Source organism: Novosphingobium sp. (assembly GCF_039595395.1).
In the GTDB taxonomy this organism is placed as follows: Bacteria; Pseudomonadota; Alphaproteobacteria; order Sphingomonadales; family Sphingomonadaceae; genus Novosphingobium.
The window spans coordinates 3476387-3502781 of sequence record NZ_JBCNLP010000001.1 but is presented as its reverse complement, the minus strand read 5'-3'; the positions used below and the strand labels follow the sequence as shown (position 1 = coordinate 3502781).

General features: G+C 66.1%; 23 protein-coding genes. 14 read left to right on the top strand and 9 right to left on the bottom strand.

All coding sequences use genetic code 11. The features are described 5' to 3' along the window. The first annotated feature begins 87 nt into the window (after window positions 1–87). Window positions 88–2421 carry a TonB-dependent receptor gene (locus ABDW49_RS16030; RefSeq protein WP_343613037.1) on the top strand — a complete coding sequence of 778 codons (2334 nt, stop codon included), beginning with the start codon at window positions 88–90 and terminating at the stop codon, window positions 2419–2421. A gap of 196 nt (window positions 2422–2617) precedes the next feature. On the opposite strand, the gene ABDW49_RS16025 is transcribed toward ABDW49_RS16030, so the two are convergent. Continuing rightward, entirely contained in the window at window positions 2618–3811 is a 1194-nt protein-coding gene (locus ABDW49_RS16025; RefSeq protein WP_343613035.1) for a lactonase family protein, read from the bottom strand. Window positions 3812–4548: 737 nt separating this feature from the next. Here ABDW49_RS16025 and ABDW49_RS16020 point away from each other — a divergent pair. Then, the gene (locus ABDW49_RS16020; RefSeq protein ID WP_343613033.1) at window positions 4549–4683 is read left to right on the top strand and encodes a hypothetical protein; all 135 of its coding nucleotides are present in this window, start codon (window positions 4549–4551) and stop codon (window positions 4681–4683) included. A gap of 2 nt (window positions 4684–4685) precedes the next feature. Here ABDW49_RS16020 and ABDW49_RS16015 read toward each other — a convergent pair whose 3' ends face one another. From ABDW49_RS16015 to ABDW49_RS16005, 3 genes are all read right to left on the bottom strand, one after another. Then, on the bottom strand, window positions 4686–5318 hold the full coding sequence (locus tag ABDW49_RS16015) for a NeuD/PglB/VioB family sugar acetyltransferase (protein ID WP_343613031.1): 633 nt from the start codon (window positions 5316–5318) through the stop codon (window positions 4686–4688). A gap of 16 nt (window positions 5319–5334) precedes the next feature. After that, window positions 5335–5649 (bottom strand): EthD family reductase, encoded by a 315-nt coding sequence (locus ABDW49_RS16010; protein WP_343613029.1) that lies wholly within the window; start codon window positions 5647–5649, stop codon window positions 5335–5337. 109 nt (window positions 5650–5758) lie between these two features. Beyond that, the gene (locus ABDW49_RS16005; RefSeq protein ID WP_343613027.1) at window positions 5759–6256 is read right to left on the bottom strand and encodes an Lrp/AsnC family transcriptional regulator; all 498 of its coding nucleotides are present in this window, start codon (window positions 6254–6256) and stop codon (window positions 5759–5761) included. 129 nt (window positions 6257–6385) lie between these two features. On the opposite strand from ABDW49_RS16005, the gene ABDW49_RS16000 reads away from it, so the two are divergent. From ABDW49_RS16000 to ABDW49_RS15990, 3 genes are all read left to right on the top strand, one after another. Further along, entirely contained in the window at window positions 6386–7354 is a 969-nt protein-coding gene (locus ABDW49_RS16000; protein ID WP_343613026.1) for a DMT family transporter, read from the top strand. 82 nt (window positions 7355–7436) lie between these two features. Beyond that, window positions 7437–8045: a septal ring lytic transglycosylase RlpA family protein gene (locus ABDW49_RS15995; protein ID WP_343614327.1), complete on the top strand. Its 609-nt coding sequence runs from the start codon at window positions 7437–7439 to the stop codon at window positions 8043–8045. An 89-nt stretch (window positions 8046–8134) separates the two neighbouring features. After that, a complete protein-coding gene (locus ABDW49_RS15990; RefSeq protein WP_343613024.1) occupies window positions 8135–10243 on the top strand; it encodes a TonB-dependent siderophore receptor in 2109 nt (702 codons plus the stop codon). 33 nt (window positions 10244–10276) lie between these two features. Here the strand turns inward: ABDW49_RS15990 and ABDW49_RS15985 are convergent, their stop codons facing one another. Then, complete coding sequence (locus ABDW49_RS15985) at window positions 10277–10828, bottom strand: DsrE family protein (RefSeq protein ID WP_343613023.1); 552 nt, start codon at window positions 10826–10828, stop codon at window positions 10277–10279. 235 nt (window positions 10829–11063) lie between these two features. Between ABDW49_RS15985 and ABDW49_RS15980 the strand changes: the two genes are divergently transcribed. The 4 genes from ABDW49_RS15980 (at window position 11064) to map (ending at window position 14177) form a co-directional block, all read left to right on the top strand. Beyond that, entirely contained in the window at window positions 11064–11201 is a 138-nt protein-coding gene (locus ABDW49_RS15980) for a hypothetical protein (RefSeq protein ID WP_343613022.1), read from the top strand. A 55-nt stretch (window positions 11202–11256) separates the two neighbouring features. Next, a complete protein-coding gene (locus tag ABDW49_RS15975; RefSeq protein WP_343613021.1) occupies window positions 11257–12105 on the top strand; it encodes an exonuclease domain-containing protein in 849 nt (282 codons plus the stop codon). A 39-nt stretch (window positions 12106–12144) separates the two neighbouring features. Beyond that, window positions 12145–13269 (top strand): hypothetical protein, encoded by a 1125-nt coding sequence (locus tag ABDW49_RS15970; protein ID WP_343613020.1) that lies wholly within the window; start codon window positions 12145–12147, stop codon window positions 13267–13269. Between the two features lie 83 nt (window positions 13270–13352). Further along, window positions 13353–14177 (top strand): type I methionyl aminopeptidase, encoded by an 825-nt coding sequence (gene map, locus ABDW49_RS15965; RefSeq protein ID WP_343613018.1) that lies wholly within the window; start codon window positions 13353–13355, stop codon window positions 14175–14177. A 136-nt stretch (window positions 14178–14313) separates the two neighbouring features. Here the strand turns inward: map and ABDW49_RS15960 are convergent, their stop codons facing one another. Then, complete coding sequence (locus ABDW49_RS15960; protein WP_343613016.1) at window positions 14314–14493, bottom strand: hypothetical protein; 180 nt, start codon at window positions 14491–14493, stop codon at window positions 14314–14316. A 201-nt stretch (window positions 14494–14694) separates the two neighbouring features. Between ABDW49_RS15960 and ABDW49_RS15955 the strand changes: the two genes are divergently transcribed. After that, on the top strand, window positions 14695–16137 hold the full coding sequence (locus ABDW49_RS15955; RefSeq protein WP_343613014.1) for a GH1 family beta-glucosidase: 1443 nt from the start codon (window positions 14695–14697) through the stop codon (window positions 16135–16137). Between the two features lie 118 nt (window positions 16138–16255). On the opposite strand, the gene ABDW49_RS15950 is transcribed toward ABDW49_RS15955, so the two are convergent. Next, complete coding sequence (locus ABDW49_RS15950; protein WP_343613012.1) at window positions 16256–17452, bottom strand: MFS transporter; 1197 nt, start codon at window positions 17450–17452, stop codon at window positions 16256–16258. Next, window positions 17449–18480: a LacI family DNA-binding transcriptional regulator gene (locus ABDW49_RS15945; protein WP_343613010.1), complete on the bottom strand. Its 1032-nt coding sequence runs from the start codon at window positions 18478–18480 to the stop codon at window positions 17449–17451. Before ABDW49_RS15945 ends, ABDW49_RS15950 begins: the two co-directional genes overlap by 4 nt. A gap of 242 nt (window positions 18481–18722) precedes the next feature. On the opposite strand from ABDW49_RS15945, the gene ABDW49_RS15940 reads away from it, so the two are divergent. The 4 genes from ABDW49_RS15940 (at window position 18723) to ABDW49_RS15925 (ending at window position 24971) form a co-directional block, all read left to right on the top strand. Beyond that, window positions 18723–21212: a TonB-dependent receptor gene (locus tag ABDW49_RS15940; RefSeq protein WP_343613008.1), complete on the top strand. Its 2490-nt coding sequence runs from the start codon at window positions 18723–18725 to the stop codon at window positions 21210–21212. Between the two features lie 157 nt (window positions 21213–21369). Beyond that, window positions 21370–23679 (top strand): beta-glucosidase, encoded by a 2310-nt coding sequence (locus ABDW49_RS15935; RefSeq protein ID WP_343613007.1) that lies wholly within the window; start codon window positions 21370–21372, stop codon window positions 23677–23679. 129 nt (window positions 23680–23808) lie between these two features. Next, on the top strand, window positions 23809–24693 hold the full coding sequence (locus tag ABDW49_RS15930) for a nickel/cobalt efflux transporter (RefSeq protein WP_343613006.1): 885 nt from the start codon (window positions 23809–23811) through the stop codon (window positions 24691–24693). Between the two features lie 11 nt (window positions 24694–24704). After that, the gene (locus ABDW49_RS15925) at window positions 24705–24971 is read left to right on the top strand and encodes a metal-sensing transcriptional repressor (RefSeq protein ID WP_343613005.1); all 267 of its coding nucleotides are present in this window, start codon (window positions 24705–24707) and stop codon (window positions 24969–24971) included. Between the two features lie 275 nt (window positions 24972–25246). Here ABDW49_RS15925 and ABDW49_RS15920 read toward each other — a convergent pair whose 3' ends face one another. Then, window positions 25247–25786: a hypothetical protein gene (locus tag ABDW49_RS15920; protein ID WP_343613003.1), complete on the bottom strand. Its 540-nt coding sequence runs from the start codon at window positions 25784–25786 to the stop codon at window positions 25247–25249. Window positions 25787–26395 lie beyond the last annotated feature (609 nt).

The following is a 26395-nucleotide window of genomic DNA, read 5'->3' as shown; positions in this document are numbered from 1 at the left end:
CAAAAAGGCAGGCAGCCACCGGGGCATTCCGCATGATCGCCCGGAACGGGGACGCTTGCTCAAGTGACAACAAGAGAGGGGAATACAATGATGCGTAAGAACCACCGGTTGGGGGTGTCCCTGCCGTGCATGATGTCGGCCATGCTGATCGCCGGCTCGATGCTGGCGCAGACCGCGACGGCGCAAACCGCCCCGGCTTCGGGCTCGGCCCCGCAGGAAAAGGCCGCCGAGCCGATCAAGGCCGAGAATGGCGACATCGTCGTCACCGCCACCCGCTTCGAAACGCTGGCCTCCAAGACGCCGATCGCGCTGACCGCCGTGTCGGGCGAGGGACTGCGCACCGCCGGCATCACCAACCCCACCGCTCTGGGCGACCAGGTCCCCAGCGTGATGATCAACCGCAACAACGGTCTGCAGATCACCATTCGCGGCGTGACCAGCGCCGACGGCACTGAAAAGGGCGATCCCAGCGCCGCCTTCATGGCCGATGGCGTCTATATCGCCCGCCAGCAGGCGCAGGAAGTCAGCTTCTTCGACATCAGCCGCGTGGAAGTGCTGCGCGGGCCGCAGGGCACGCTCTATGGCCGCAACACCACGGCGGGCGCGGTCAATGTCATCACCAACCGTCCGGATCTGAGCAAGTTCTCGGGCTCGGTCGATACGTCCTATGGCAATTATAACAACACCCAGACCACGGCTGTTCTGAACACGCCGGTCAATGAGAATCTGGGCCTGCGTTTCGGCGTCAATTACGACCACCGCGACAGCTTCCTGAAGCCTGGCCCCAATCTGGGCGCCGACCTTGGGGCCTTCAAGGACAACATCTCGGCGCGCATGACCGCGCTGCTCAAGTTCGACCGGGGCGAGCTGCTGATCCGCGGCGACTATTCGCATATGGGCGGCATCAGCACCAATGCGCTGCCGACCAGCAATTTCTATTCGAACTACACCACCAACACCGTCAACCCGACCTACATCGCCAATGGCGTCAGCAACGACAAGCTGCTCACCCTGACCCCGCCCACGGCTGACGGCATCTATCGCCTCGACCGCGCCGCCAATCTGCGCCGCGACAATGCCACCTATGGCGTGATGGGCGAGTTCAAGTATGATCTGGGCTTCGTCACCCTGAACTATGTCGGCTCCTACCGCGAGTTCAAGCGCCACGAGGGCAATTACAGCTATTACGCCAATGGTCTGGCGCCCAACCAGTTCGACGGCTGGTACTGGCAGAACAGCCAGGAGCTGCGCTTCTCGACCAACAGCGATGGCCCGCTGCGCGCTCAGGCCGGTGTCTATTACTTCAAGGAGCGCGGCTCGATCGCGCTGCAGATCTTCGACCGCGTGGTCAATGGCGCGCGCACCAATCCGGGCGATGCGGGCTATCTCTTCGCCTTCCCGCAGAGCTATGTGATGTCGAGCAGCCTGGCGGGCTTCGGTCAGGCCACCTATTCGCCCGCCTCGAACCTGCACATCACCGCCGGCATCCGCTACACTTCGGATGAGAAGGCGCGCACCGGCTACACCGTCACCTGCGCCTATGATCTGAGCTGCGCGGCGCCCGGCGACGTCAAGACGCCCAACATCGCCGACCGTCATTACCAGAAGACCACCTGGAAGGTGGGCGTCGACTATGAGGTGACGCCTTCGACCATGCTCTATGGCACGGTGTCGACCGGCTATAAGGCGGGCGGCTTCAACGATGGTTGCGAAGCGGGCACGGGCGCCGGCTGTCTGCTGCCGGCCAGCACGCTCTACTATCAGCCCGAAACGCTGACGGCCTATGAAATCGGCACCAAGACCGCCCTGTTCGACCGGCGCCTGCGCCTGAACCTGTCGGCCTTCCACTATGACTACAAGAATCTGCAGCTCACGCAGGTCGGCCCCTATTGCGCGGGCGGCACGCAGTGCACGCAGACCACCAACGCCGCATCGGCCAAGATCGACGGCATCGAGGCGGAGGCCAATTTCGCCGCCACCCCGCATGACAAGATCGATTTCTCGCTGTCTTATCTCAATGCGCGCTACGGCACCTTCCTGCCCAATGCGGCGACCTATCCCACGCTCAACTTCCAGGGCCTGAAGCTGGACCGCAGCCCGACGATCACGCTGATGGGCGGTGTCACCCACACCTTCCCGATGGCCAATGGCGGCGAGCTGGTGGCGGGCGTGCGCTCGCGCTATTCCAGCAGCTACAAGATGATTGCGCTGACCATCTATGGCCAGTTCAACCAGCCCTCCTACACCCAGACCGAGGCGACCCTCACCTACAATGCGCCCGAAAAGCGCTATTACGTGCAGGGCTTCGTCAAGAATCTGGAGAACACGCTGCTGGTCACCGCCGTGGGCGGCGGCGCCAATGGTACGCTTCAGGTCTCCGACCCGCGCACCTATGGCATCCGTGCCGGCGTGAAGTTCTGATCGAAACTGTGCGGACAATGCGCTGATGCGCATTGTCCGCGCGGCACCGGCCTTCTCCCCCGCCCGGCTGCCCATCGGGGTATGCTGTGGGTGGCCGGGCGGGGGAGAGGGCCGGCGCCGCACATCCGGCCTGTCCGGATGTCCAAAACGACCACACTGCCGGGCGTCACCTGAAAGATGGTGACGCCCCTTTTTGTTATTTCAGGATAATGAGTGCCGAGGGGGCATCGACAGGCAGCGTCTGCACCAGCTCGCCGATCACCCCGCTTGCCGTGTCGCGGCGGAACACCTTCACCCCATGGCTGGTCTGATTGGCGACCAGCACGAAGCGCCCGTCAGGCGAGAAGGTGAACTCACGCGGCTGCGTCCCCTCGACCGAGCGGCGGTCGACCTGCTTGAGCGAGCCATCCTGCGGCGAGACGGCAAAGCTCACCAGATGATTGTCGGTGCCGCGATTGACCACGGTGAGGAAGCGCCCATCGGGGGAGAGATGCAGCCCGCCGCCGCCCTGCTGCCCGGTGAAACCGGCAGGCGCCAGCGGCAGCACCTGACGCAGGCTCAGCCGCCCATCGGCATAATCGAGCAGCGCGACGGCGCCGGTCATCTCCAGCGTCAGATAGGCATGGCGCCCATCGGGCCCAAACACCAGATGACGCGGCCCCGAGCCCGGCGGCAGGTCGAGCCAGGGCTGCTCCTTCACCGCCGTCAGCGGCGCTTCGGGATGGGTGGGGTCATAGCGATAGGCATAGATCCGGTCGGCCCCCAGATCCTGCGCGAAGAGCGTGCGCCCATCGGGCGAGGACACCGCCGAATGGACATGCGGCCCGGCCTGCCGCTCGGCATTGACGAGGCTGGCGCGGTGGGTCTTGATCTGGGTGACGGGGCGCAGCCTGCCATCGGGCGCGATGGGCAGCACCGCCAGCGTGCCGCCCGGATCGGTGGCGCCCGAATAATTGGCCACGAAGAGGGTGCGGCCATCCTTGCTCAGGCTGGCATGGGTGGGCTCGTCGCCCAGCGATGGGGTGCTGTTGAGGAAGGTCAGGCGCCCGCTGGCCTTGTCCAGCCGCCAGGCCGAGACGCGGCCGATGGGGTCGCGCTGCCCCGGCCCGTTCTCATTGACGGCATAGAGGAAGCGCCCGTCGGCCGAGACGGTCAGCCATGAGGGGTTCTCGGCCGGGGTGATCTGCGCCGGCGTGGTGCTGATATGGCCGGTGCGCGGATCGAAGCGATAGAGATAGATGCCCTTGCTCTGCCCGCCGGTGTAGGTGCCGACCAGCAGCGGCAGCGCGCCTTGCGGCGCCGGACCGGGGTTGGCGGACAGGGCAGGTGTTGCCGAAATGGAGGCGATCAGCGTGCAGGCGGCGAGGCTCGCCAGACATTTGAGCATCATGACATGGGGTCCGGGATGGGAGGAGGCGGGTGCCGGGGGAGGGAATGCCTATCGGTCCGTCGCAAATTTGTCCATCTGATCGGCGCGGAGGGCGGGGCGGTTCGTGAGGGGCTCTTTGGGCCGAGAGGTTTGATCCTCGTGGTTTTTCCGTAGGTTCAGGGGGGATCTGCGGGGGGTGCTGTTGCAGGGCGGTCGCAGCGCGGAACGATCCACTTCGGACTCTTTTCGAAAAACATGGACTATCGCCATGAAACCAATATGAATCACGGGCGTTTGAAAAAGACATGGGGAGGCTCTCATGCCTGATCGAAAAATTCCCAGAGTGTCGAATTTCCATTCGACTGTGACTATGTATCATGGTGCGGCATCTGGCCTTTCGGGCCGATGCGCTGGTGTTCGCGGCAAGGGTCTGGGACAGGCCTTTTCAATCGGTCTTGGTGAGGATGCCGCCTTGCGGCATTACCGCAACTTTCGCGGATAGCGGCAAGATCCGGGGATAGAGCGCAGGGTGCTGGTTCTCGTGCCGGCGGCTGATGCCGCGGGCCGGATGCCTGTCATCGCAACAAGGTGTCATCACAACAAGGGGCGATGGCTTTGGTAACGGGGGCCATAGAGGCAGAACGATATATGGCTTCGCGCAGTTTCGACAGTCCCGTGCTTTTCATGAAGGTGGGTGACCCGCAACCGGGGCCGATACGCTGTCGCGGGAACCCACGCTGGGGCAGGCCATCGCTCATGTGATGCAGCAGCCGCGCGACGACCACTGGCTGTTCGACATCGTGACCGAGGACGGTCTGATCACCTTCACCCATATGCGCGATATCGCCCGGAGCGAGGCCTATGTGATCTGGCAGGAAGGGCAGGCGGCCTGACGTCAGCCGGGCCGGCGTTCCATCGGGCGGGCGGGCACACCCACCACCGTTACCCCGCCCGGCACATCGCGCGTCACCACCGCTCCCGCGCCGATCACGGCCTTGTCGCCCAGCGCCAGCCCTTGCAGCACCGTGGCGTTCATCCCGACGAACACCTCAGCACCGGCCCGCACCGCGCCGCCGAAACGCGCGCCGGGGCAGATGTTGGCATAGTCCCCGACCTGCCCGTCATGGTCGACACTGCAGGCGTGATTGAGGATCACGCCGCGCCCCAGCACCGCCCGCGTCCCCAGAATGGCGCCTGCCAACACCGTGCAGCCATCCCCGATGCGCGCGCTGGGCGAGACAAGCGCGGCGGGATGCACCACGCTTTGCAGCATGGCGCCCTGCGCCAGCAGCGCCTCGCTCCATGTGCGGCGCAGCGCATTGGCCCCGCAGGCGATATGGAAGCGATGGCCCTGCGCGATTCCAGCCGCCGCGATGGCCTCCAACCTGCCGAGCCATGGGGTGTTGAAGGGGGGCGCCTCATCCCCCAGCGTGGCAAAGCCGAGCACCTCCAGCCCCGAGAGCACGGCGGCCTCATGCACCACGGCGGCATGCTGGCCGCTGGCCCCGGCGACGATGATCAGCGCCATCGGAGGATCGGCCCTGTCAGCGCACCACCACCTTGCTGAACTGCATCACCGGCGCGATGCTGGTGTAATGGGCCACATCGCCAACGATCTCCTCGGCATGCGGGGCGAAAGCGGCCTGAAAACTCTCCAGCGAGTCGCTGAAGATATGGCACAGCGCGACAAAGGGCGCGGCGTTGCCCGGAGCGTCCCCGGCGATCCCCTCGTCGATCTCGTAACCCAGACAGGCCGCGCCCAGCCGCGCCTGGATCATCGGCAAATGGCTGTCGCGGTAATAGGCGTGGTCGAAGCGGGCGCCATCGGTGGCGGGGTAGAGCACAGTGACCTTGATCATGACACGGAACCTTTCACGGATGCCTGCCGCAGGATGAAGCGCGGGAAGGGCAAAGTCGCTGCGACTTTGGGTCGAGGGGGGAGGCGTTAAAGGTGAGGCAGGGGCCGGGTCATGGCAAGGCGGCAATGTCGATCTGCGCGCCCATCTTCACCCGGTCCAGCGCGATCAGCGAGCGGTAACTGGCCACCGCCTCGTTCTGCGCGAAGAGCCGCCGGGTCGTCGCCTCATAGGCGATCATGTCGGGCGCGACGATCACCAGCACGAAGCTGATGCCGCCGGTGACGTAATAGCATTGCTGCACCTCGGGCGCCTGCTGGAACAGCGCCTTGGCCGCGTCCACCATCTCCAGCCGCTCGCTGACCAGCGTCACCTCGACGATGGAGGTGATGGTCATCCCCACCGCGCGCGTGTCGACGATGGCGACATTGGCGGCGATCACCCCGGAGCTTTCCATGGCGGCGATCCGGCGCTGCACGGCGGCGGTCGAAAGGTTGACCGCCTCGGCGATGGTGCGCTGGGGAGTGCGGTTGTCGCGCTGCAGGATCTGCAGGATCGCGCGGTCGAAACGGTCGAGGTCGCGCCGCTTGCTGGGGGGAATGGGGGACATAAACGAGTTTTTGTTGCATTTTGCCCGGTAATCAAGAGCGCAAATCTCGCCATGCCGATGATATATCCCGCAGGGCCGATACGGCCCCGTCAGGAAAGCGCCTGTAAGGCCTCATCAAGGGACAGCATTGTGACCACCGCCCCCGCCACCTCGGCCACAACCTCTTCCGGGCCGAACCGGACCCATCTGGGCATCGCCTGCGGCATGGGCGCGGGCGCGCTGTGGGGGCTGGTGTTCCTCGCGCCCGAACTGGTGCGCAGTTTCACCCCGCTGCAACTCGCGATCGGGCGCTATCTGGCCTATGGGGTGATCGCCGTGCTGCTGATCGCGCCGCGCTGGCGATCGGTGGTGGGGGCGGTGCGGCCTGCCGAGTGGCTGTCGCTGCTCTGGCTCTCGCTGGCGGGCAACACGCTGTATTATGTGCTGCTGTCGATGGCTATCCAGCAGGGCGGCATCGCGACGACCTCGCTGGTGATCGGCTTTCTGCCCGTGGCGGTGACGATCATCGGCAGCCGCGACACCGGCGCGGTGCCGCTGCGGCGCCTGATGCCCTCGCTGCTGCTGTGCGGCTGCGGGGCGCTGTGCATCGGCGCGCAGGCGCTGGGCGGGGTGAGCGCGGCGGGCGGCGCGCGGCTCACCGGGCTGCTCTGTGCGATTGGCGCGCTGGTGTCGTGGACGGCCTATGCGGTGGGCAACAGCCGCTGTCTCGCGCGGCTCGACCATATTTCGGCGCATGACTGGAGCCTGCTGACCGGCATGGTCACCGGCGCCCAGGCCCTGCTGCTGATCCCGGTGAGCCTGCTGTTTGAACCCCTGCGCCACAGTGCCGGTGAATGGTGGCGGCTGGGGGCGGTGTCGGTCGGGGTGGCGGTGATCGCCTCGATCATGGGCAATGCGTTGTGGAACCGCATGAGCCGGCTGCTGCCGCTGACGCTGGTGGGGCAGATGATCCTGTTCGAGACGCTTTTCGCGCTGCTTTACGGCTTTATGTGGGAGCATCGTCTGCCCACCATGCTGGAAAGCGCGGCCTTCCTGCTGGTGGTGCTGAGCGTGACAAGCTGCATTGCCGCGCATCGCGGGCGGGGCGCGCACGCCTGACACACCGGTCGTCGCAAAAGGCGCTCCGCACTTATCTCACCCCATGGCATGCTTCGCCGCAGAGCGGTAAGGCACGGACATGATGGGATATCACACCAGCGCGCCGCTGCCTCGCGCCAGATCCGCCGCCGCCCTGCTGGGTGCCCTGCTGCTCTCGGCCTGCGGCGGGGGCGTGCATTACCGCGCGGTCAGCGATGTGCCGGTGCGCGTCGGGCGGCCCTATGTGGTGCGCGGCGCGACCTATGTGCCCGCCGCCGATCCCGCCTATGACCGGCTGGGTTATGCCAGTTGGTATGGCCCCGAATCGGGATCGCAGACCGCCAATGGCGAGCGTTTCCGCCCCGACGGCATCAGCGCCGCGCACACCACCCTGCCGCTGCCCAGCTATGTCGAGGTGACCGCGCTCGAGACCGGGCGGGTGATCGTGGTGCGGGTCAACGATCGCGGGCCTTTCACCCGCAATGGGCGGCTGATCGACCTGTCGCGCGGGGCGGCGCGGCTGCTGGGCGTGCATCAGACCGGGGTGGCGCCGGTGCGGATCAGGGTGGTCAACCCTTCCGAGGCGGACCGGCGGCGCTTGCGTGAGGGGCAGGCGGCGTCACCCCGGCCCAGCGTTTCGGGCCGGGCGCTGGCCGATCTGCGGGCGCAACTGGCGCAGGCGGGGCCGGGCAGCGCGGTGTTCGCGCCATAAATCGAATACATCGATGCTGTTGCAAATCAATCGCAACAAAGATAGGGCGCCCCTGAAACGTCGGAACAGCCGACATTGGGGGTCCATCCATGCTTCTTCTCGCCGCCGCGGCTGCCGCCGTTTCTGTCGCTCCCGCCGCGCCCTTGGGCGATCCGCAGTCCACCAGCGACGATTCACGGGTCGAGCGCAGTCTGGATGACCAGATCGTCGTGACCGGCAAGCATGAGGCGCCCTTCCGCGCCGAGGTCGTGCAGGTCGGCGCCTTCCGCAACCAGTCGATCATGGATACGCCCGCCAGCATCGCGGTGATGACGCGCTCGCTGCTCGACGATCAGGGCGCCATCGGGCTCGACGATGCGCTGCGCAACACGCCCGGCGTCACCCAGCAGTCGACCAGCCCGACGACCACCAACAACTTCCTCTCGCGCGGTGTGCTGATGCAGGCGCGCACCAATTATCGCCTCAATGGCGCGCTGCAGATCATCAACCTCGGGCCGATCCCGCTGGAGAACAAGCAGCGCGTGGAGCTGCTGAAGGGCGTTTCGGCGCTCTATTACGGGATCAGCACGCCCTCGGGCATCGTCAATGTGGTGACCAAGCGGGCGGGGGCCCAGCCGGTCACCAGCCTTTATATGAACGGCGATATCGAGGGCAGCGCCGGGGCGGGCGTGGACATCGGCCGCCAGTTCGGGTCGGAAAAGCAGTTCGGCGCGCGGATCAACGCCTATGGCGCGCATGTCGAGACGCCGATCGATGGCGTCAATGGCTCGCGCTATGTCGTGAGCGGCGCCTTCGATGCCAAGGTGACCGACCGCCTCTCGCTGAAACTGGATGTCGAGCATTACCGCCGCGCCACCGATGAGCCGGGCGGCATCACCCTGCCCACGGCGGTGAACGGCAAGATCACGCTGCCTGATGTGCCGAGCCCGCATAACCGCTATGCCCCGACCGATGCGCCCTATCGCACGCTGGTGACCAATGCGCTGGGCCGCGCCGACTATGCGCTGTCGGACGACTGGTCGATCCGCGCCGAGGCCGGTTACGCCAACACGCAGCGCGCGCGGATGATCGCCAACATCGCCAAATTCAACCTGACCACCGGCGCGGGCACGGTCGCGCCGACCTTCGTCGGGGATCAGGAATATTCCAATCTCTACTGGCGCACGGAGATCTCGGGCAAGGTCGAGACCTTCGGCATCAGCCACGAGATCCTCTTCGGCTATGCCCGCAACCGGCAGGTGCAGGAGGACCAGCATACGCAGAGCTATGCCTCCTATAACCAGAATCTCTACAGCCCCGTCACCGTCGCGCTGACCAGCCTGACGCCGACCACATTGCGCACCACCACCGGTTCGACCAACATCGACACCGGCCTCTATGCGCTGGATCTGGCGCATATCGGCGAGAAGGTGCTGGTGATCGGCGGCGTGCGCTATGTCGATTATGCCACGCGCACGGCGACGGCGAATTACTCGGTCCGCACCTGGACGCCGACGGGTGGTCTGGTGCTGCGCCCCACCAAAAAGACCAGCCTGTACTTCACCTACATCGAGGGTCTGGAAAGCGCGGGCACGGCGCCCGACGGCACCGTCAATGCGGGCGATGTGCTGGCCCCGATCAAGAGCACCCAGATCGAGCTGGGCACGCGCTGGGAGTTTCAGGGCGCGCTGCTGTCCTTGGCGTGGTTCCATATCAACCGGGGGCTGACCTACACCGATCTGGCCACCAACACCTATCTGGTCAACGGGCGGCAGGTGAACAAGGGTATCGAGGCCTCGGTGCAGGGCAATCTGACGCGCGAGCTGTCGGTGGTGCTCTCGGGCCAATATCTCACCGCGATCCAGCGGCAGACGGGCATTGCCGCGCAGGACGGCAAGTTCATCGACAGCACGCCGCGCTGGTCGGGCTCGGCCTTTGCCGAGTATCATCCGGCCGTGGTGCCCGGTCTGGGGCTGAATGCGGGGGTCTATTACACCGGCAAGCGCTACACCGATGTGCTCGATCAGGGCGTGCTGCCCGCCTATGCGCTGCTTGGGCTTGGCACCAGCTATCGCATGCCGCTGGGCGGGCGTCAGGCGATGACCTTCCGCGTCAATGCCGACAATGTGACCAACAAGCGCTATTTGGCGACGGGCGGCTCGACGCTCTATGTGGGTCTGGCCCGCACGGTGCGCGCCTCGGTCACGGTGGATTTCTGATGGGGTAGGGGGCGCCGGTGCGCGCCCCCATCCTTACTCGCTGATCTTCACATAGCCCTTCGTCTGCAAGTTCAGGAAGGTGACGGTGGCGGACAGATTGGTCTGCACGCCGGGCAGGTAATCGGCGGGGGTGTAATGCTGCGCCAGCGCCGATTGCCCGCAGGTGACCATATGCACGCCCGCCGCAATCAGCTCCCTGAGCAGCGGCGCATTGGGGTTGGTCGCGGCGTTCAGCCGCTGTTGATAGACCGGATCGCGGGTGACCAGCGCGATGGTCTTGCCATGGAACACCGCCGTCATCTGCAGATGGCTGAGCGGCACGCCATAATGCGTGTAGGTGTTGATCAGCCCGCCGATGGCTGCAAGCGCGGGGCTGATCGCCTCGGGCTTGTCGGCCATGGTCTGCACGTCGAAGACGATTTTATAGGTCGCCTTGGGGTCGGGCAGTTCCTGCGCTTCGGGGATGTCCTTGGCGACGCCGGCGCTGGGCACGGCGCGGGTCTGCGCCGCGGCGGCGAGGGGCGTCATGGCACCCAGCAGGGCGACCATGGCAAGAGCGTGATGCGGGCGGAGCTTTCTCATCATGGTGGTCCTATGGCTTGTCTGGCGGCCTGTTGTGCCGTGTTGCGCGCCAAAAGCGATAGGCCATTTGGCCCGGATCGCCCGCGCCTATTTCCAATTTCGATACATTGCTATCCATAGAAGCGATTATGGGCCGCCAGCAACTGTGGTATCATTCCCAAACCCCCGAAAACAGGGGGAGACCAGCGCTGCCTGCCGGGGGGTAGACAGCGGCTGGTCGCAAGACACGGGTGATGCGATGATTGGACGTTCCAGGATCGAGAAGTTTTCCAAGACGCCGCTGCCTTCGGTGCTGTGCTTTCCCGCCATTCTGCTGATGTTCGGCCTGCTGGGATGGGTTTTGGAATTTGTCGCGACCAAGATCTTTATCCATTAAGCGGCGATCCGCTTAAGCTCTTCGATCCGGGCGCGCGGCTTGCTATGGCGCGGCGATGAGCAGCGCGAATCTTGCCGAACCCGATTTTGTTGTCGTCGATGTGGAAACCGCCTGCTCGCGGGTGAGCAGCATCTGCCAGATCGGCATCGTCGGCTTCCGGGGCGGGCAGGAGGTCTTTGCCTGGGAAACGCTGGTCGATCCGCGTGACGAGTTTTCCGCCTTCAACATCGGCATTCACGGCATCACCCCGCACCATGTCGCCGGGCAGCCGCATTTCGGCGAGATCCATGCGCAGATCGACGCCCATCTGCGCGGGCGCGTCACCGTGGCGCATAGCTGGTTCGACAAGGGCGCTCTGGCCGCCGCCTGCCGGGTGAGCGAGCGCGCCGAGATCGCCACCGACTGGCTCGACAGCGTGCGCGTGGCCAAGCATGCTTGGCCTCAGCTTGAAAACCACAAGCTCAACCGGTTGGCGGCGTTTCTGGGCATCGAGCATCACCACCACGATGCGCTGAGCGATGCGCGCGCGGCGGGCATGGTGATCGTGAAAGCCATCGAGCATACCGGCATTGACCTCAAAGGCTGGATGGCCAAGCCCGACCGCAAGCGCGCCCAGCCGCCCGCGCCCGCGCTGGACGGGCCGCTCAAGGGCCAGCGCATCGCCATTCTGGGCGAGCCGCGCGATGGCGCTCTGGCGCAGCATCTGGCGGCGGCGGGCGGGCGGATCGTGGCCTCGGTGGGCTCGACGACCAATATGCTGGTGGTGGCCACCAAGCAGCCTTACGGGCGCTGGGCCGAAACCAGCGAGCCTTACCGCAAGGCCAATGCCCTGCGCGCGGCGGGCAAGCCCATCGTGATCGTCAGCGAGGCCGATCTGCGCGCGAAGCTGAAACGTCAGGGTTGATCGCTTGCGGGCAGGGGTGGAGGCGGTAGGATGGCGGGCATGACCATGATCCGCCTGTGCCTGATGGCGCTTTTCTCTCTGGCTGTGGCCATACCGGCGCAGGCTCAGGCCCCACAGCAGGGGCCCAGCTTTGCCTGCACCGCCGGGCAGGGCGTGGTGGAGAGCACCATTTGCGCCAGCCCTTCGCTTTCTGCCGCTGATCGGTTGATGGCGGCGCTCTATGCGGTGAACAAGGTCAGCGCCTTTGGCTCCGGCCCCGCGAACCAGTTGGAGACCCAGCGCCGCGCGGTGAAGGCGATGCAGGATTGCGCGAAGCCCTCGGGCCGCTCGGGGCAGCAGAGCATCGCGCAATGCCTCGAGGGCGCCTATGACCAGCGCAATGAGGAACTGGCCGTGGGCGCGGTCACCCGCGCGCCCGATCTGGCCCTGCCGGTGATCCGGCGGCTCGACCCCGGCTTTGCGCCTTTGGCCGAAGCCATCGCGCTCTGGTCGAGCGAGCCGGAAAGCACCGATTGGGCCACGCCCCGGCTGGCGGCCAAGCGCCAGCGCATCCTTACCGTGCTGCGCCCCATGGTCACCGATCTGCTGACCAGCGAGGACAAGAGCTTTTACCGCAGCGTGATGAGCCAGGACGTCAAGCGCGTCGAGGATGTGCTGGCCGCGCCGGGGAACCTTGCCGCCGTGCTCAATGTGCTGGGGCCGGCGCTGGCCGATGATGGCAGGGTGAATGCCCGGGCCATCCCCTGTGCCGCCATCGTCAGCCATCCCGCGTTGCTGGGGGCGACGCAGACGGCCTTCGGTGCGACGCCCGACAGTTTCGTCTTCAACAGCGATTGCCCGATCACCCTGCCGCCGCTGCCCGCGCTCGATGCGCTGGATGGCAAGCTCAACAAGGGGTGGCCGCAATGCGATGGCACGATCCGCTTTGCCGCCTATCGCATGTACAACACCAGCCTCGATAAGGCGCGGCTGGGCTTTGCCAAGCATCAGGCCAAGGCGACCCTGCCGCCCCGGCGCGGGGTCAGCACGGCGGATGTGCAGGCGGCGCGTGCCGAACTGACCGCCTATTACATGCGCTATCGTGGTGTGGCTCAGGCGAGGGCGGCCCAGATGGCGCTGGATGCGCTGAGCGGCGTGCTGAACACGGCGCAGGAATGCGAATAGGGCGGCTCTTTGGGGCCGCTGCTTGCCAATCGGGGGCGTCGCTCCTAGATCGCATCCGATCTTTCTGCATGCCGGACCTGCCCATGACCCAGTATATCGCCGTCACCCCTCAGGATGTGAAGGGGCGCACCAATGCCATCAAGCTCTATGGCCCCGAGGGGTTCGAGGGGATGCGCCGCGCCGGGCAGATGACCGCGCGGGTGCTCGACCTGCTGACCGAGCAGGTGCGCCCCGGCGTCACCACGCAGGAACTCGACGATTTCGCCCGCCTCGCCATCGAGGCCGAGGGCGGGGTGGCCGCCAACATCGGCTACAAGGGCTATGCCCATGCGAGCTGCATCTCGATCAATCAGGTGGTGTGCCATGGCATCCCCGGCGACAAGGTGTTGAAGGATGGCGATGTGCTCAACATCGACCTCACCTCGCTGGTCGATGGCTGGCATGGCGACACCAGCCGGATGTTTCTGGTGGGTGACGTGCCGCTCAAGGCCCGGCGGCTGGTCGATGTGACCTATGAATGCATGATGCGCGGCATCGAGAAGGCCAAACCCGGTAACCGGCTGGGCGACATCGGCCACGCGATCCAGAGCCATGCCGAAAAGCACCGTTACGGCGTGGTGCGCGATTTCGTCGGGCATGGCGTGGGGCTGGTCTATCATGACTCGCCCGATGTGCTGCATTACGGCCGCGCGGGCACCGGCCCCGAGCTGAAGCCCGGCATGATCTTCACCATCGAGCCGATGATCAATCTGGGCAAGCCGGATGTGAAGATCCTTGATGATGGCTGGACGGCGGTGACGCGCGACCGCTCGCTTTCGGCGCAGTTCGAGCATTCGATCGGCATCACCGAAACCGGCTGCGAGATCTTCACCAAGAGCCCCAAGGGGCTGGACCGCCCGCCGTATTGATTGGCTTGGACAATGGGCTGTCGCCCATTGTCAGAACGGCACCGGCCCGCTCCCCCGGCCCAGCCACCCACAGCATACCACGATGGGTGGCCGGGCCGGGGGAGCGGGCCGGTGCCGCATCGGCGTCCAAACCATTTTAAGCCTGATGATCGGGGCTTAGGGTCTCGCGCAGATCGTGGCGTGTGGCGGAGAGCATCTGCCGCGCCTCGGCCTTGATGGCGTGGCGATCCTGCGCGGGCAGGACCTCGTGCAGGCCCATGAACAGCGCAACCCACAGGGCCAGCGACAGCGGGATGGCAAAGATCATGCCGCGCATCAGGGGTCTCCTATCCATACGCGCGTGTATAGGTTGCGGGCCTGAACGGAAGCTGACCCTGATGCGGGCGGGCGGCTCGGCTGGTGCCGGAATGGGGAACGCCCTGCCCGTTATCGAGGCCTGCAATCTAACCTTGACATCGATGTCAATTTCGCGGAGCCATCGCCCCGAGTGATGGAAAACAGACAGAGGATGCCATTTATGACCTTCCCTTCCACCCTGCTGTCCCGCCGGGACATGGCCCGCGCGCTTGGCGTCGCGGGCGCGGCCGGCCTGACGCTGGATGGCACTGCCGCTTTCGCTGCCGCCGCACCCCAGGCCTTCCCCGAGGGCTTCCGCTGGGGCTGCGCCACCGCCAGCTATCAGGTCGAGGGCGCGGTGAAGGAAGACGGGCGCGGCCCCAGCATCTGGGACACCTTCAGCCACACCCCCGGCAAGATCGCCGATGGCTCGACGGGCGATGTGGCCTGCGACAGCTATCACCGCTTTGGCGAGGATATCGCGCTGCTGAAAAATCTGGGCGTTTCGACCTATCGCATGTCGATCGCCTGGTCGCGCATCTTTCCGGAGGGGAAGGGGCAGATCAACCAGCGCGGGCTGGATTACTACAACAAGGTGGTCGATGCGCTGCTGGCGGCTGGCATCACGCCTTACGTCACGCTGTTCCACTGGGATCTGCCTCAGGCGCTGCCGGGCGGCTGGCAGAACCGCGACACCGTCCATGCCTATGCCGATTACGCCGCCGTGATGGCCAAGGCGCTGGGCGACCGCGTGAAGAACTTCATGACGGTCAATGAGCTGCGCTGCTTCACCGATCTGGGCCATCAGGACGGCATCCATGCGCCGGGGCTGAAGCTGCCGCCCAAGCTGGTCAATCAGGTGCGCCACCATGGCATTCTGGCTCACGGTCTGGGCGTGCAGGCGGTGCGGGCGCATGCGCCCAAGGATGTGCAGGTGGGTCTGGCCGACAACACCGTTTTCCATGTGCCCGCCATCGAAACCCCCGAGCATATCGAGGCCGCCAAGCGCGCCACGCGTGACCGCAACGCCATGTTCCTCACCGCGATCATGGAGGGGCGCTACATCGACTCCTATCTGGCCGAGACCGGTGCCGACGCCCCCAAGGTGCAGGCGGGCGATATGGCGGCCATCGGCAGCCCGATCGATTTTCTGGCGATCAATGTCTATGCGCCGGAATGGGCGCGCGCGGCGGACAACGCCAAGGGTTACGAGGTGATCCCGCATATCGCCTCCTCGCCGCGCATGGCCTCGCCGTGGCTGGTGGTGGGGCCCGAGGTCGCCTATTGGAGCGTGCGTCAGGTCAGCGAACTGTGGAAGCCCAAGGCGGTCTACATTTCGGAGAACGGCGCCTCGGCGGATGATCCGGTGCATGAGGGGCGCGTCGATGACGTGGATCGCGTCATGTATCTGCGCAACTATCTGGGCCAGTTCCGCCGCGCGGCCAATGAGGGCTTCCCGCTCAAGGGCTATTTCCTGTGGAGCCTGATGGACAATTTCGAATGGGCTGACGGCTACACCAAGCGTTTCGGCATCCATTACGTCGATTTCGCCACCCAGAAGCGCACCCCCAAGCTGAGCGCGGCGTGGTATCGCGAAGTCATCAAGCGCAACGCTCTGGTTTGAGATAAGGGGCGGCGCCGGCCCGCTTCCCCGGCCCGGCCATCCATCGGTGATATGCTGTGGGTGGCCGGGCCGGGGGAGTGGGCCGGTGCCGCAACATCCGGCGAAGCCGGATGTTCAATCAAACTTTCGCCAGCCCCAGCGACAGCGCGCTGAGCGTCACCATCGGCGCCAGCACGCTGAGCAGCAGGCCGAAATGCCCCCCGCTCGCCAGAGACACCGCCAGCGCCGGGCCGACCAGCGAGGGCACGGTGTTGGCCAGATTCTGCAGCCCCATGTCGCGCCCGCGATGGCGCGGCGAGGGCAGGGCCTGCACCAGCAGCGCGGCATGCAGCGCCAGAAACACATGGGTGCCCACCGCGAACAGGCCATAGCCCAGCGCCGCACCCTGCCAGCCATCCGTCAGCCGCATCACCAGCAGACCGGCCGCGGAGGCCAGCACCGAGATTTGCGCCAGCAGGCGGCGGCGTGCCTGCTGGCGCGCCCAGTGCCCCGCCCACACCGCCAGCGGCACGGCCAGCGTGGTGGCGATGGCGCTCAGAATGCTGACCTGCTCCACCAGCGCGGAGGCAGGCATGCCGTGGCTCACATCCTCGAAATAATAGATGAGGTAGTAGGAGAGGACGTTCATCGCCGTCTGCGGCAGAAAGCGCGCGATCCACAGCCAGATCTGCTGCTGCAGCGGTTGCCGCGCGGCACGGTCGGCTTCCGGCGCCGGGGGCAGCAGCCGCGCCCGTGTCGCCAGCAGCGGCAGCACCATGCCCACGATCAGCAGCGTCAGCGCCAGATAGGCTAGCGCCTCGCTGCGCTGTTCGAGCGCCACCAGCGCCGCGCTCAGCCCCATCGAGAGCGGCTGGGCCACGGTGGTCAGCCCACTGGCGAGGCCCTTTTGCGCATCGGGCACCTCATCGGCCAGCATCGCCAGCAGCGGGGCCAGCACCACATTGATCGCCGCCTGCACCGCGCAGACCGCCAGCAGCAGCTCGGTCGCGCCATGCGCGCGCCACACCCAGCCATAAGCCAGCGCCGTGGCCACCAGCCCGATGCCGATCCAGCCGCGCCGGCTGCGCCCGGCGGCAAAGCTGCGGTCGCTCAGCCAGCCGGCCACGATGTTCGACAGGCTGGCCACCACCGCGCCCGCCACCAGCACGGTGGAGAGCGCCTCGATCCGTCCCTGATGCGCCATGGCCTCGATCCGCTCGGGCAGCAGGAAGCCGAGCAGCGGCATATAGCTGAGCACACCCCCGGCATAGGCCAGAGCAAAGGCCAGCAGGAAGCCCAGCTTGCGGGGTTGGGGCGCTGCCTCGGCCTCAATCACGGGGCGGCGGCACTCTGGCGCTGCACCAGCGCGAAGGGCAGTTCGAGGCGCGCGGCAGGCTTACGCCCATCTTTCCCGGCATCGCGGCGATATTTGGGATCGACCAGCATGTCCACCGCGCTGGCCACCATATCGCTGACCGGCTGGCGCATGGTGGTGATCGGCGGCCATGAGAAGCGCGCGGCGGGCGCATCGTCGAAGCCGACGATCGAGAGGTCGGCGGGGGCCTCCAGCCCATGCTTGCGCGCGGCCGAGACCGCGCCCAGCGCCATATCGTCATTGGCGCAGAACAGGGCGGTGGGGAGGGCGGCCTTGCGTGAGAGCAGCTCGTCGGTGGCGGCAAAGCCGCTCTGGAAGGTGAACAGGCCGGGCAGCACCCAGTCGCGGTTCACGGTGAGGCCCGCCTCGGCCATCGCCGCCTCGAAACCGGCATAGCGGCGGGCGGCGGCGGCGTGGGTGGGAATGCCCTCGACAAAGCCGATGTCGCGGTGGCCCAGCCCGATCAGATGGCGGGTCATGTCATGGGCGGCGGCAAATTCGTCGATCTCCACCAGCGCCGAGCGGTCCATGTCCTGCCCCGGCGAGATCCGCACATAGGGCATGCCCATTTCCTCGATCCGGCTGAGCAGCGGTTCGAAGGTGCAGAGCGGCGGCGGCAGGATCACCCCGTCGAGTCGCAGCCCGGCCACGCTTTCGACGACCTGCTGCGCGGCGCCCTCCACGAAGGGGTCGATCGGTTCGATCACAAGGTGATAGCCCAGCTCGCGGCAGCGGCGCAGCGCGCCGAGCTGAATGTCCGTCGCATAGCCCGACCAATAGGGATCGTAGATAAACAGGCCGATCAGATAGGAGCGCGCGCTCGACAATCCGCGCGCGAACATGTTCGGCTTGTAGTTCAGCTCCTCGATCACCCGCATGACGGTTTCGCGCAATTGCGGGCGCACATGCGTCTCATTGTTGAGCACGCGCGAGACGGTTTTGGGCGAGACGCCCGCGCGCTGGGCCACATCCTTGATGGTAACGATCACGTGTTCGACCCGCAGCCTTTCTTTAAGCATTCAGGGGGCAAGGCCGATGCCTTGTCCGCATCCCCTGCCGCCAGATTAGGCGCTTTGCAGCGCGGCGCAAGCGATGTGGCATCTTTGCATCGCTCCAAGATGAATTTTTGACATCGATGTCGGAAACGCATGGGGCGATGTTGACATCGATGTCAAATCCGGACAGATCGCCCCCAGACATGCCAACTGGCATGATACAGGGAGATGATACGATGGTTCGGCATATGCTTGCCGCAAGCACGGCGCTTGCGGCTGTTGTGGCTTTCACGCCCGCGCTGCACGCCCAAACTGCCTCAGCGACTTCTGCACCGGCAACCCAGAGCGCCAATGACGGCAGCCAGGTCGCCGAAATCGTGGTGACCGCCACCAAGCGCGAAACCAGCCTGTCCAAGACCCCGATCGCCATCTCGGCCTTCGGTCAGGACCTGCTCAACAAGCAGCAGGTCAAGGACGTCACGGGCCTTGCGCAGTATGTGCCCAGCCTTCACTTCGCCCAGCAGGGCGACCAGGGCGCCATCCTGCTGACCATGCGCGGCATCGGTAACGACAGCGCCTACACCGAAGTGGCCGACCCCGAAGTCGCCATCTATGTCGACGGCATCTACAGCCCGCGCGCCCAGGGCGCATCGGCCCTGATGTACGACATGGAGCGCGTCGAAGTGCTGCGCGGTCCGCAGGGCACGCTGTTCGGCCGCAACGCCACCGTCGGCGCGGTCAGCCTCGTCACCGCCAAGCCCAAGTTCGACAAGCTGGCAGCCGAAGTCGAAGTGGTGGGCGGCGCCTACAACCGCTTTGGCATCCGCGGCATGCTGAACATCCCCGTCACCGACAATTTCGCGGTGCGCGCGGCCTTCATCAGCGACCGTCATGACGGCTACATCGCCTATCAGCCCGCTCCCAACGTGCCGGGCATCAACCCCTCGGCCTATGTCACCAGCGGCAAGCGCTATTACGCCGGCGACCAGAAGTCGGCCCGCCTGAGCGCCCGCTGGGAACTGCCCAAGTTCCACTGGGACGTCTCGGCTGAATACTACAAGGACGATGGTTCGCCGATCCTGTCGCTGCTGCAGACCCCGCGCCCCGGCACGGATTTCTGGTCGGCCCAGATCGACACCGCGCCCCAGACCGATCGCTACTCGGTCGGCATCCGCTCGAACATGGGCTATGACCTGACCGATCACATCGGCCTGACCTACATCGCGGGCTGGTCGCGCGTGGGCGGTACGGCGGATTCGGACGCCGATGCCGGTGCCTTCCCGGCCACCAGCGCGACGGCGCCTGTCGATGCCTTCGGCGAGAACCGCACGGCCTTTTCGCGCTATGACTTCTGGAGCCATGAAGTTCAGCTCAAGTCGACCGGCAAGAACGTGATCGACTGGATTCTGGGCGGCTACTACAGCCACGAAGTCAACAAGATCCGCTTCGACATCGATCAGCGCAATGGTTACCGCAACGGCACCTTCAACTGGGCCGGTTCGTTCATCCAGGCCGACCGCGAGATCGATTCGGCTGCCGCTTTCGGTCAGGCCATCTGGCACGCCACCGACAAGATCAACTTCACCGGCGGTCTGCGCTTCACGCATGACCAGAAGAAGGACATCGGCGGTCGCAACGTGACCTACAACGGTGGCTGCCCCGCGGGTCTGCCCGCTGCTCAGGCTGCTGCCTGCGCTCAGGCCGCCACGCAGCTTCCGGGCATCTTCGGCCTCGACCTGAACGGTGTCGGCAATGCGCAGGATCTGGTCAACCAGCTCAACGCACCGACCGCGCAGTACGGCAATCTGTGGAGCATCTCGCCCAACGATACGCATGGTTCGTGGAACAAGGTGACCTGGCTGGCCCGCGCCGACGCTCAGGTGACCAACAGCACGCTGGCCTATGCGAGCGTGAGCACCGGCTTCAAGTCGGGCAACATCGAGGACGGCGGCCTGCTGGCCGGCCCCGAGACGCTGACCAACTATGAAATCGGCTCGAAGTCGCGCTTCTTCGGTGGCCGCGCCACGCTGAACCTTGCTGCCTATTACAGCAAGTTCACCGGCTATCAGGTCAACCAGGCGATCACCAACCGTGACGCTGCCGGCAACATCATCAACAGCTCGATCGTCACCACCAACGCCAAGGGCGCCAAGTCCTATGGTTTCGAAGCTGAACTGTCGGCCAACATCACCCGCAACGACCGCCTGAACCTGGCGGCCACGGTGCAGAAGACCAAGCTGGACGACCTGATCACCGTCGACAACCGTATCTACACCAACGATCCGGCCAATTACGAAAACCTCAAGGGCAACGAACTGCCGCACGCGCCGCGTTTCTCGGCCACGGCGACCTATGAGCATGACGTGGTGATGGACAATGGCGGCAAGCTGACGCCCCGCTTCACCCTGCACTATGAGACCCGCAGCTGGCTGACCTACTTCAACGGCGACGTTGCCAGCCGCTATGCTGCCGGCAATCAGGCGGGCAAGGGTCTGCTGGGCACCAGCTTTGACGAGCAGAAGGCTTTCGCCAAGATCGACATGGGCCTGTCCTACACCATGCCCGGCGGCAAATACATGGTCGAGGCTTTCGTCCAGAACCTGACCGACCATCGCATCCGCACCAGCTCGAGCGTGTCGGGTCCGACCAACGGTCTGAGCCCGGTCTATCTGTCGAACTACGAACCGCCGCGTACCTGGGGCGTTCGTCTGCGCGGCAGCTTCTAACCCTCTGATCCATCCGGGGCGCGCCCAGCAGCCCCGGATGGCATGCGCAGTCATCACCGACCTCCCCCTCCCTGTCGGCGGTGGCTGCGTTTATTGGGGCCGGCATGCGGCCGGCCCCTTTTTTTATGCATCTTCCCTAATCTGAACGAGGTCCGCCATGCGCCTGTCCGCGATGAATTTCGCTTCCATCGGTCTGGCCGCACTGGCCATGTCAACGGCCATCGCCGCGCCCGTCACGGCCAGGACGCTTCCGGCCAAGCCTGCTGCCAAATCCGCCACCGCCAAGAGCGCCGCCATCTGGCAGGACCGCAAGCTGGATGCGCAGGCCCGCGCGACCGCTCTGCTGGCCGCGATGACGCAGGCCGAGAAGCTTCAGCTCGTTCGCACCTATTTCCCGCCCTTCACCATGGGCAAGCCGGGCATGCCGACGGACATGATCCCCTCGGCAGGCTATATGCCGGGCGTGCCGCGTCTGGGCATCCCGACCCTGCGTGAGAGCGATGCCAGCCTCGGCGTCGCCAACCAGGTCGAGCAGCGCAAGGGCGATGTCGCCACCGCTCTGCCCTCCAGCCTTGCCACCGCCGCCAGCTTCGATCCCGATGTCGCCTATGCGGGCGGCCGCATGGCCGGGGCCGAAGCGCGCGCCAAAACCTTCAACGTGCTGCTGGCCGGCGGCGTCAACCTGACGCGCGATCCCTGGGGCGGCCGCGATTTCGAATATCTGGGCGAAGACCCGGTGCTGGCGGGCAACCTTGCCGGCGCCAGCATCGCGGGCGTGCAAAGCAACCACATCATCTCCACCGTCAAGCATTTCGCGCTCAACGCGCAGGAGACGGGGCGGATGATCGCGGATTCGCATCTCGACTGGAGCGCGCTCCACGAAAGCGATCTGCTGGCCTTCAACATCGCCATCGCGCGCGGCAAGCCCGCCTCGGTGATGTGCGCCTACAATCTGGTCAACACCGACCATGCCTGCGAAAGCCGTGAGCTGCTGACCACCGTGCTGCGCGGCGACTGGCACTATCAGGGCTTCGTCATGTCCGACTGGGGCGCGGTGCATTCGACGGTGAAGGCCGCCATGTCGGGCCTCGACCAGCAGTCGGGCGAGGAGCTGGACAAGGAAATCTACTTTGGCGAGCCGCTGAAGGCCGCGCTGGCCAAGGGCGAGGTGCCCGCCGCCCAGCTCGACACGATGGTGCGCAACGTGCTGACCGGCATTTTCGCCAGCGGCCTCTATGACAATCCCACGCCGGTGACGGCGCAGGCCATCGACTACACGGCTCACGCCGATGTGGCGCAGAAGGCGGCGGAAGAGGGCATCGTGTTGCTCAAGAACGCCGGGCTGCTGCCGCTGGCGGCGGGCGCCAAGAAGATCGTGCTGATCGGCGGCCATGCCGATGTCGGCGTGCTGTCGGGCGGCGGCTCGTCGCAGGTGCGTTCGGTCGGCGGCGTGCCGATTGAAATTCCGCTCAAGGGCGGCCCGGCTGCCGGTTTCGCGCGCACCACATGGCACAATTCCTCGCCGCTGCAGGCGCTGCGCGCGCTGCTGCCCTCGGCGCAGATCACCTATGTTGATGGCAGCGACAAGGCTGCCGCGGCTCAGGCTGCGCAGCAGGCCGATCTGGCGCTGGTCTTCGCCACCCAGTGGCGCACCGAGGCCGAGGATATCCTCGATCTGAAACTGCCCAGCGATCAGGACGGCCTGATCACGCAGGTCGCGGGCGCCCAGCCCAGGACCGTGGTGGTGGTGGAAAGCGGCGGTCCGGTGCTGATGCCCTGGCTCGACAAGGTGGGCGCGGTGCTGGCCGCCTGGTATCCTGGCCAGCGCGGCGGCGAGGCGATCGCCAACATCCTGCTGGGCAAGGTCAATCCCTCGGGCCATCTGCCGATCACTTTCCCCGCCAGTGAGGCGCAGGCTCCGCGCCCCGCGCCCATCGGTCTGGAGATCGTCAAGGCGGATGATGCCGCTTCCAACGCCGGTTCGGCGGGCGGGCAGGCCAAGAGCTTCGTGGTGGATTACCGCGAGGGTGCCGATGTCGGCTATCGCTGGTACGCCAAGCAGGGGCTGAAGCCGCTGTTCCCCTTCGGCTATGGCCTGAGCTACACGCAGTTCGGCTTTGGCGGTTTTGCGGTGACGCAAAGCGCCAAGGGGCCGGTGGTCAGCCTTGATGTCACCAACAAGGGGCAGGTGGCGGGAGCCGCCGTGCCGCAGGTCTATGCCACGCTGCCCGGCGGCGGCACGGCGCGGCTGGTGGCCTATGGCCGCGTGCAGCTCGCGCCGGGCGAGACGCGCCATCTGACCCTGCCGGTCGAGATCCATGCGCTGGCCCATTGGCAGGCTGGCACCCGCAACTGGCGCATCGAGGCAGGCGACTATCGCCTGACGCTTGGCACGCAGGCCGGTGACGAGCAGGCCAGCCAGACCCTGCATCTGGCGCAGGCCACGCTGCCCGCCGCCGTGCGCTGATCGGACGCGTATAGACGGGCGCTCCGGAGCGGTGATCCTTCGCCGTTTCGGAGCGCCTGTTTTTTGCTTGATCTAGCATCCCCCCCTAGGGGATAGGATTCACATCACAATGCTGCTAGAGGCAGCGGCATGACGAATCTCACCGACCTTCTTCAGCACAGCGCCGGCCATGGCTGGCTGTTCATTCCCACTGCCATTCTGCTGGGCGCGCTCCACGGGCTGGAGCCGGGCCATTCCAAGACGATGATGGCCGCCTTCATCATCGCGGTGCGCGGCACGGTGCGGCAGGCGGTGCTGCTGGGGCTGGCCGCGACGCTCTCGCATACGCTGGTGGTGTGGCTGGTGGCGCTGGGCGGCATGTGGCTGCTGGGCGGGCTGAATGCCGAAAGCACCGAGCCCTATTTCCAGCTCGCCTCGGGCCTGATCATCGTGGCAATGGCGCTGTGGATGCTGTGGCGCATCCGGCGCGAGCAGCATGGGCACCATCATCATGACCACGATCATGGGCATGACCATGACCACCACCATGGGCACGGCCATCATCACCATCATGACCACGATCATCACGATCACCACCACGCCCCAGCCATGACGGCGGATGAGGAGCATGGCCTCGAACTCGTCACCGGCACCTATGCCGACGCCCATGAACGCGCCCATGCCGAAGACATCCGCCGCCGCTTCGCCAGCCGTAACGTCACCACCACGCAAATCGTGATCTTCGGCCTGACCGGCGGCCTCGTGCCATGCCCCGGCGCGATCACCGTGCTGCTGCTGTGCCTGCAGCTCAAGCGGCTGGTACTCGGCGCGGTGCTGGTGCTGGGCTTTAGCGTGGGCCTTGCACTCACGATGGTCAGCTCGGGCGTGATCGCCGCGCTCAGCATCAAGCATCTCTCGCGCCGCTGGGATGGTTTCGGAGAACTGGTGCGCCGCGCGCCCTATGTCTCGGGCCTGCTGATTCTGGTTGTCGGCCTCTATGTCGCGGTGCATGGCTGGCTGGATATCCCCCGGTAACGAGACCCACCATGAGCCATGCCGCCAGTCCCGATCTGCTGAACCGACTGAAGCGCGCTCAGGGCCACCTCGCCAAGATCATCGAGATGGTCAGCGAAGGGCGCGACGGCTTGCAGATCGCGCAACAGATGCAGGCGGTGGTCTCGGCGCTGGACAAGACCAAGACCCTGCTGGTGACCGACCATATCGAGCACCATCTGGAAGATCTGGTTGGCCCGCTGCCTCGCGCCACGCGGGAGGAATTGGCCAAGCTGGGTGAATTGGCGCGGTATTTGTAAGGGGTTGGAAGTAGGGAAGATGCGAGGGTGTTACACCCTCGCGCTCCCATGAGTTGTCAGCCTTGGCGCTTCGGGTTCGGCGTTGAGCAAGGTCGCCGCGCCGCAGGCAGCAATCAATGGCGCAGTTTTAAGGGTTCTCATGCCTGCGGCGCTTGAAGTGGCGCAGGTGGAGAGCCGGGGCGCACCGATCGGGCGCCACCACCCTATCGTCGGAAGACGTTCTGGGAGCTCGAGGGGGTAACCCCCTCGCATCTTCCTTTTCCCTTATCTGAAAATCAGCGCGAAGCCGCCCAAGGGAAGTCCAACTGGCGCAACCCCAGCAACGCGGGGGCGGAGCGCAGCATCTCGCTGGTCTGGGCATCCACGCAAGCAAACTTGACGTTGAGCTGGTCGTTGCGGCCCATCTCGAACCATTCGACGACCACGCCGCTGTCCCGCCCGGCCGGAGCGGCGCAGGTGGGGGCCTGTCGCCCGTGGGGGCGCCATGTGGCCAGCCTTGCGGCGAAGGCGGCGGCGCGCTCGGGGGCGACATGGGCGCTGGAGCGGCGATAGCGCCAGTCGCTGCCATTGCCGTTGAAGCGGCCGCTCTCGATCAGCACCTTGCCGCCGGAGGTGACGGAGATCTTCAGCGTCTCGCAGGCGCCGCATTGCGTGCCCGCGGTGCTGGCGAAGGTGACGATGGCGCTGGAACTGGCAGGCTCGTCGGAGGCCGGGGGGGGCCATGGGGACGGGCGCCGGAACCGGTACCGGAGCGGGCTGGGGAACAGGCGCGGGCACGCGGTCGACGGTTGGGCCGGCGACGGCGATGGGTTCACGCACCGGGGCGGGAGCGGGCGGCGCTTCCTTCTCGGCGCGGCGTGCAGCCTTGTCCTGAGCGCGCTGGGCCTTGTCGGCGGCGGCCTGAGCCTTGCGGCTGTCTGCCTCGGCGGCGCGGCTTGCGGCTGCGGCGGCCTTGCGTGAGGCGGCTTCGGCCTTGCTGTTGTCAGGCTCTGCGGAGGTGACGGGCGCGGGCGAGACCGGCGTGGCAGGAGGGGGCGGGGGCGCAACCGGCACCGGAGCCGGTTGCGGCGCGGGGGCCGGTGTCGGCTCGACCGGTGCGGGGCGGGGTGTCGGCGGGGGCAGGGGGGCTGCCGGGCTGCTGCCGCCATCGTCTCGGCCGCGTGCGCGCTCGGCGCCCTCGCGGAAATGGGCGCAGCCGCCGGTGACGGAAAGAGCCATCAGGCACAGGGCCAGGCCCAGAGGGCGGCTGTGCGAGCGGCGGGGCGAGCGACGGGGGGGGCGTAAGGCTGATCACGAGCCCTGCTATGCCCGGCCCGGCGCCGGGGTGCAATCGCCTGAAACGCCTTGGCGCGTCGATGCGCGATTTTGCTTCAGGGGCGCTTTTCCCGAAAGTTCCATGGCGTGGGCATCTTTTCCGAAAAGGC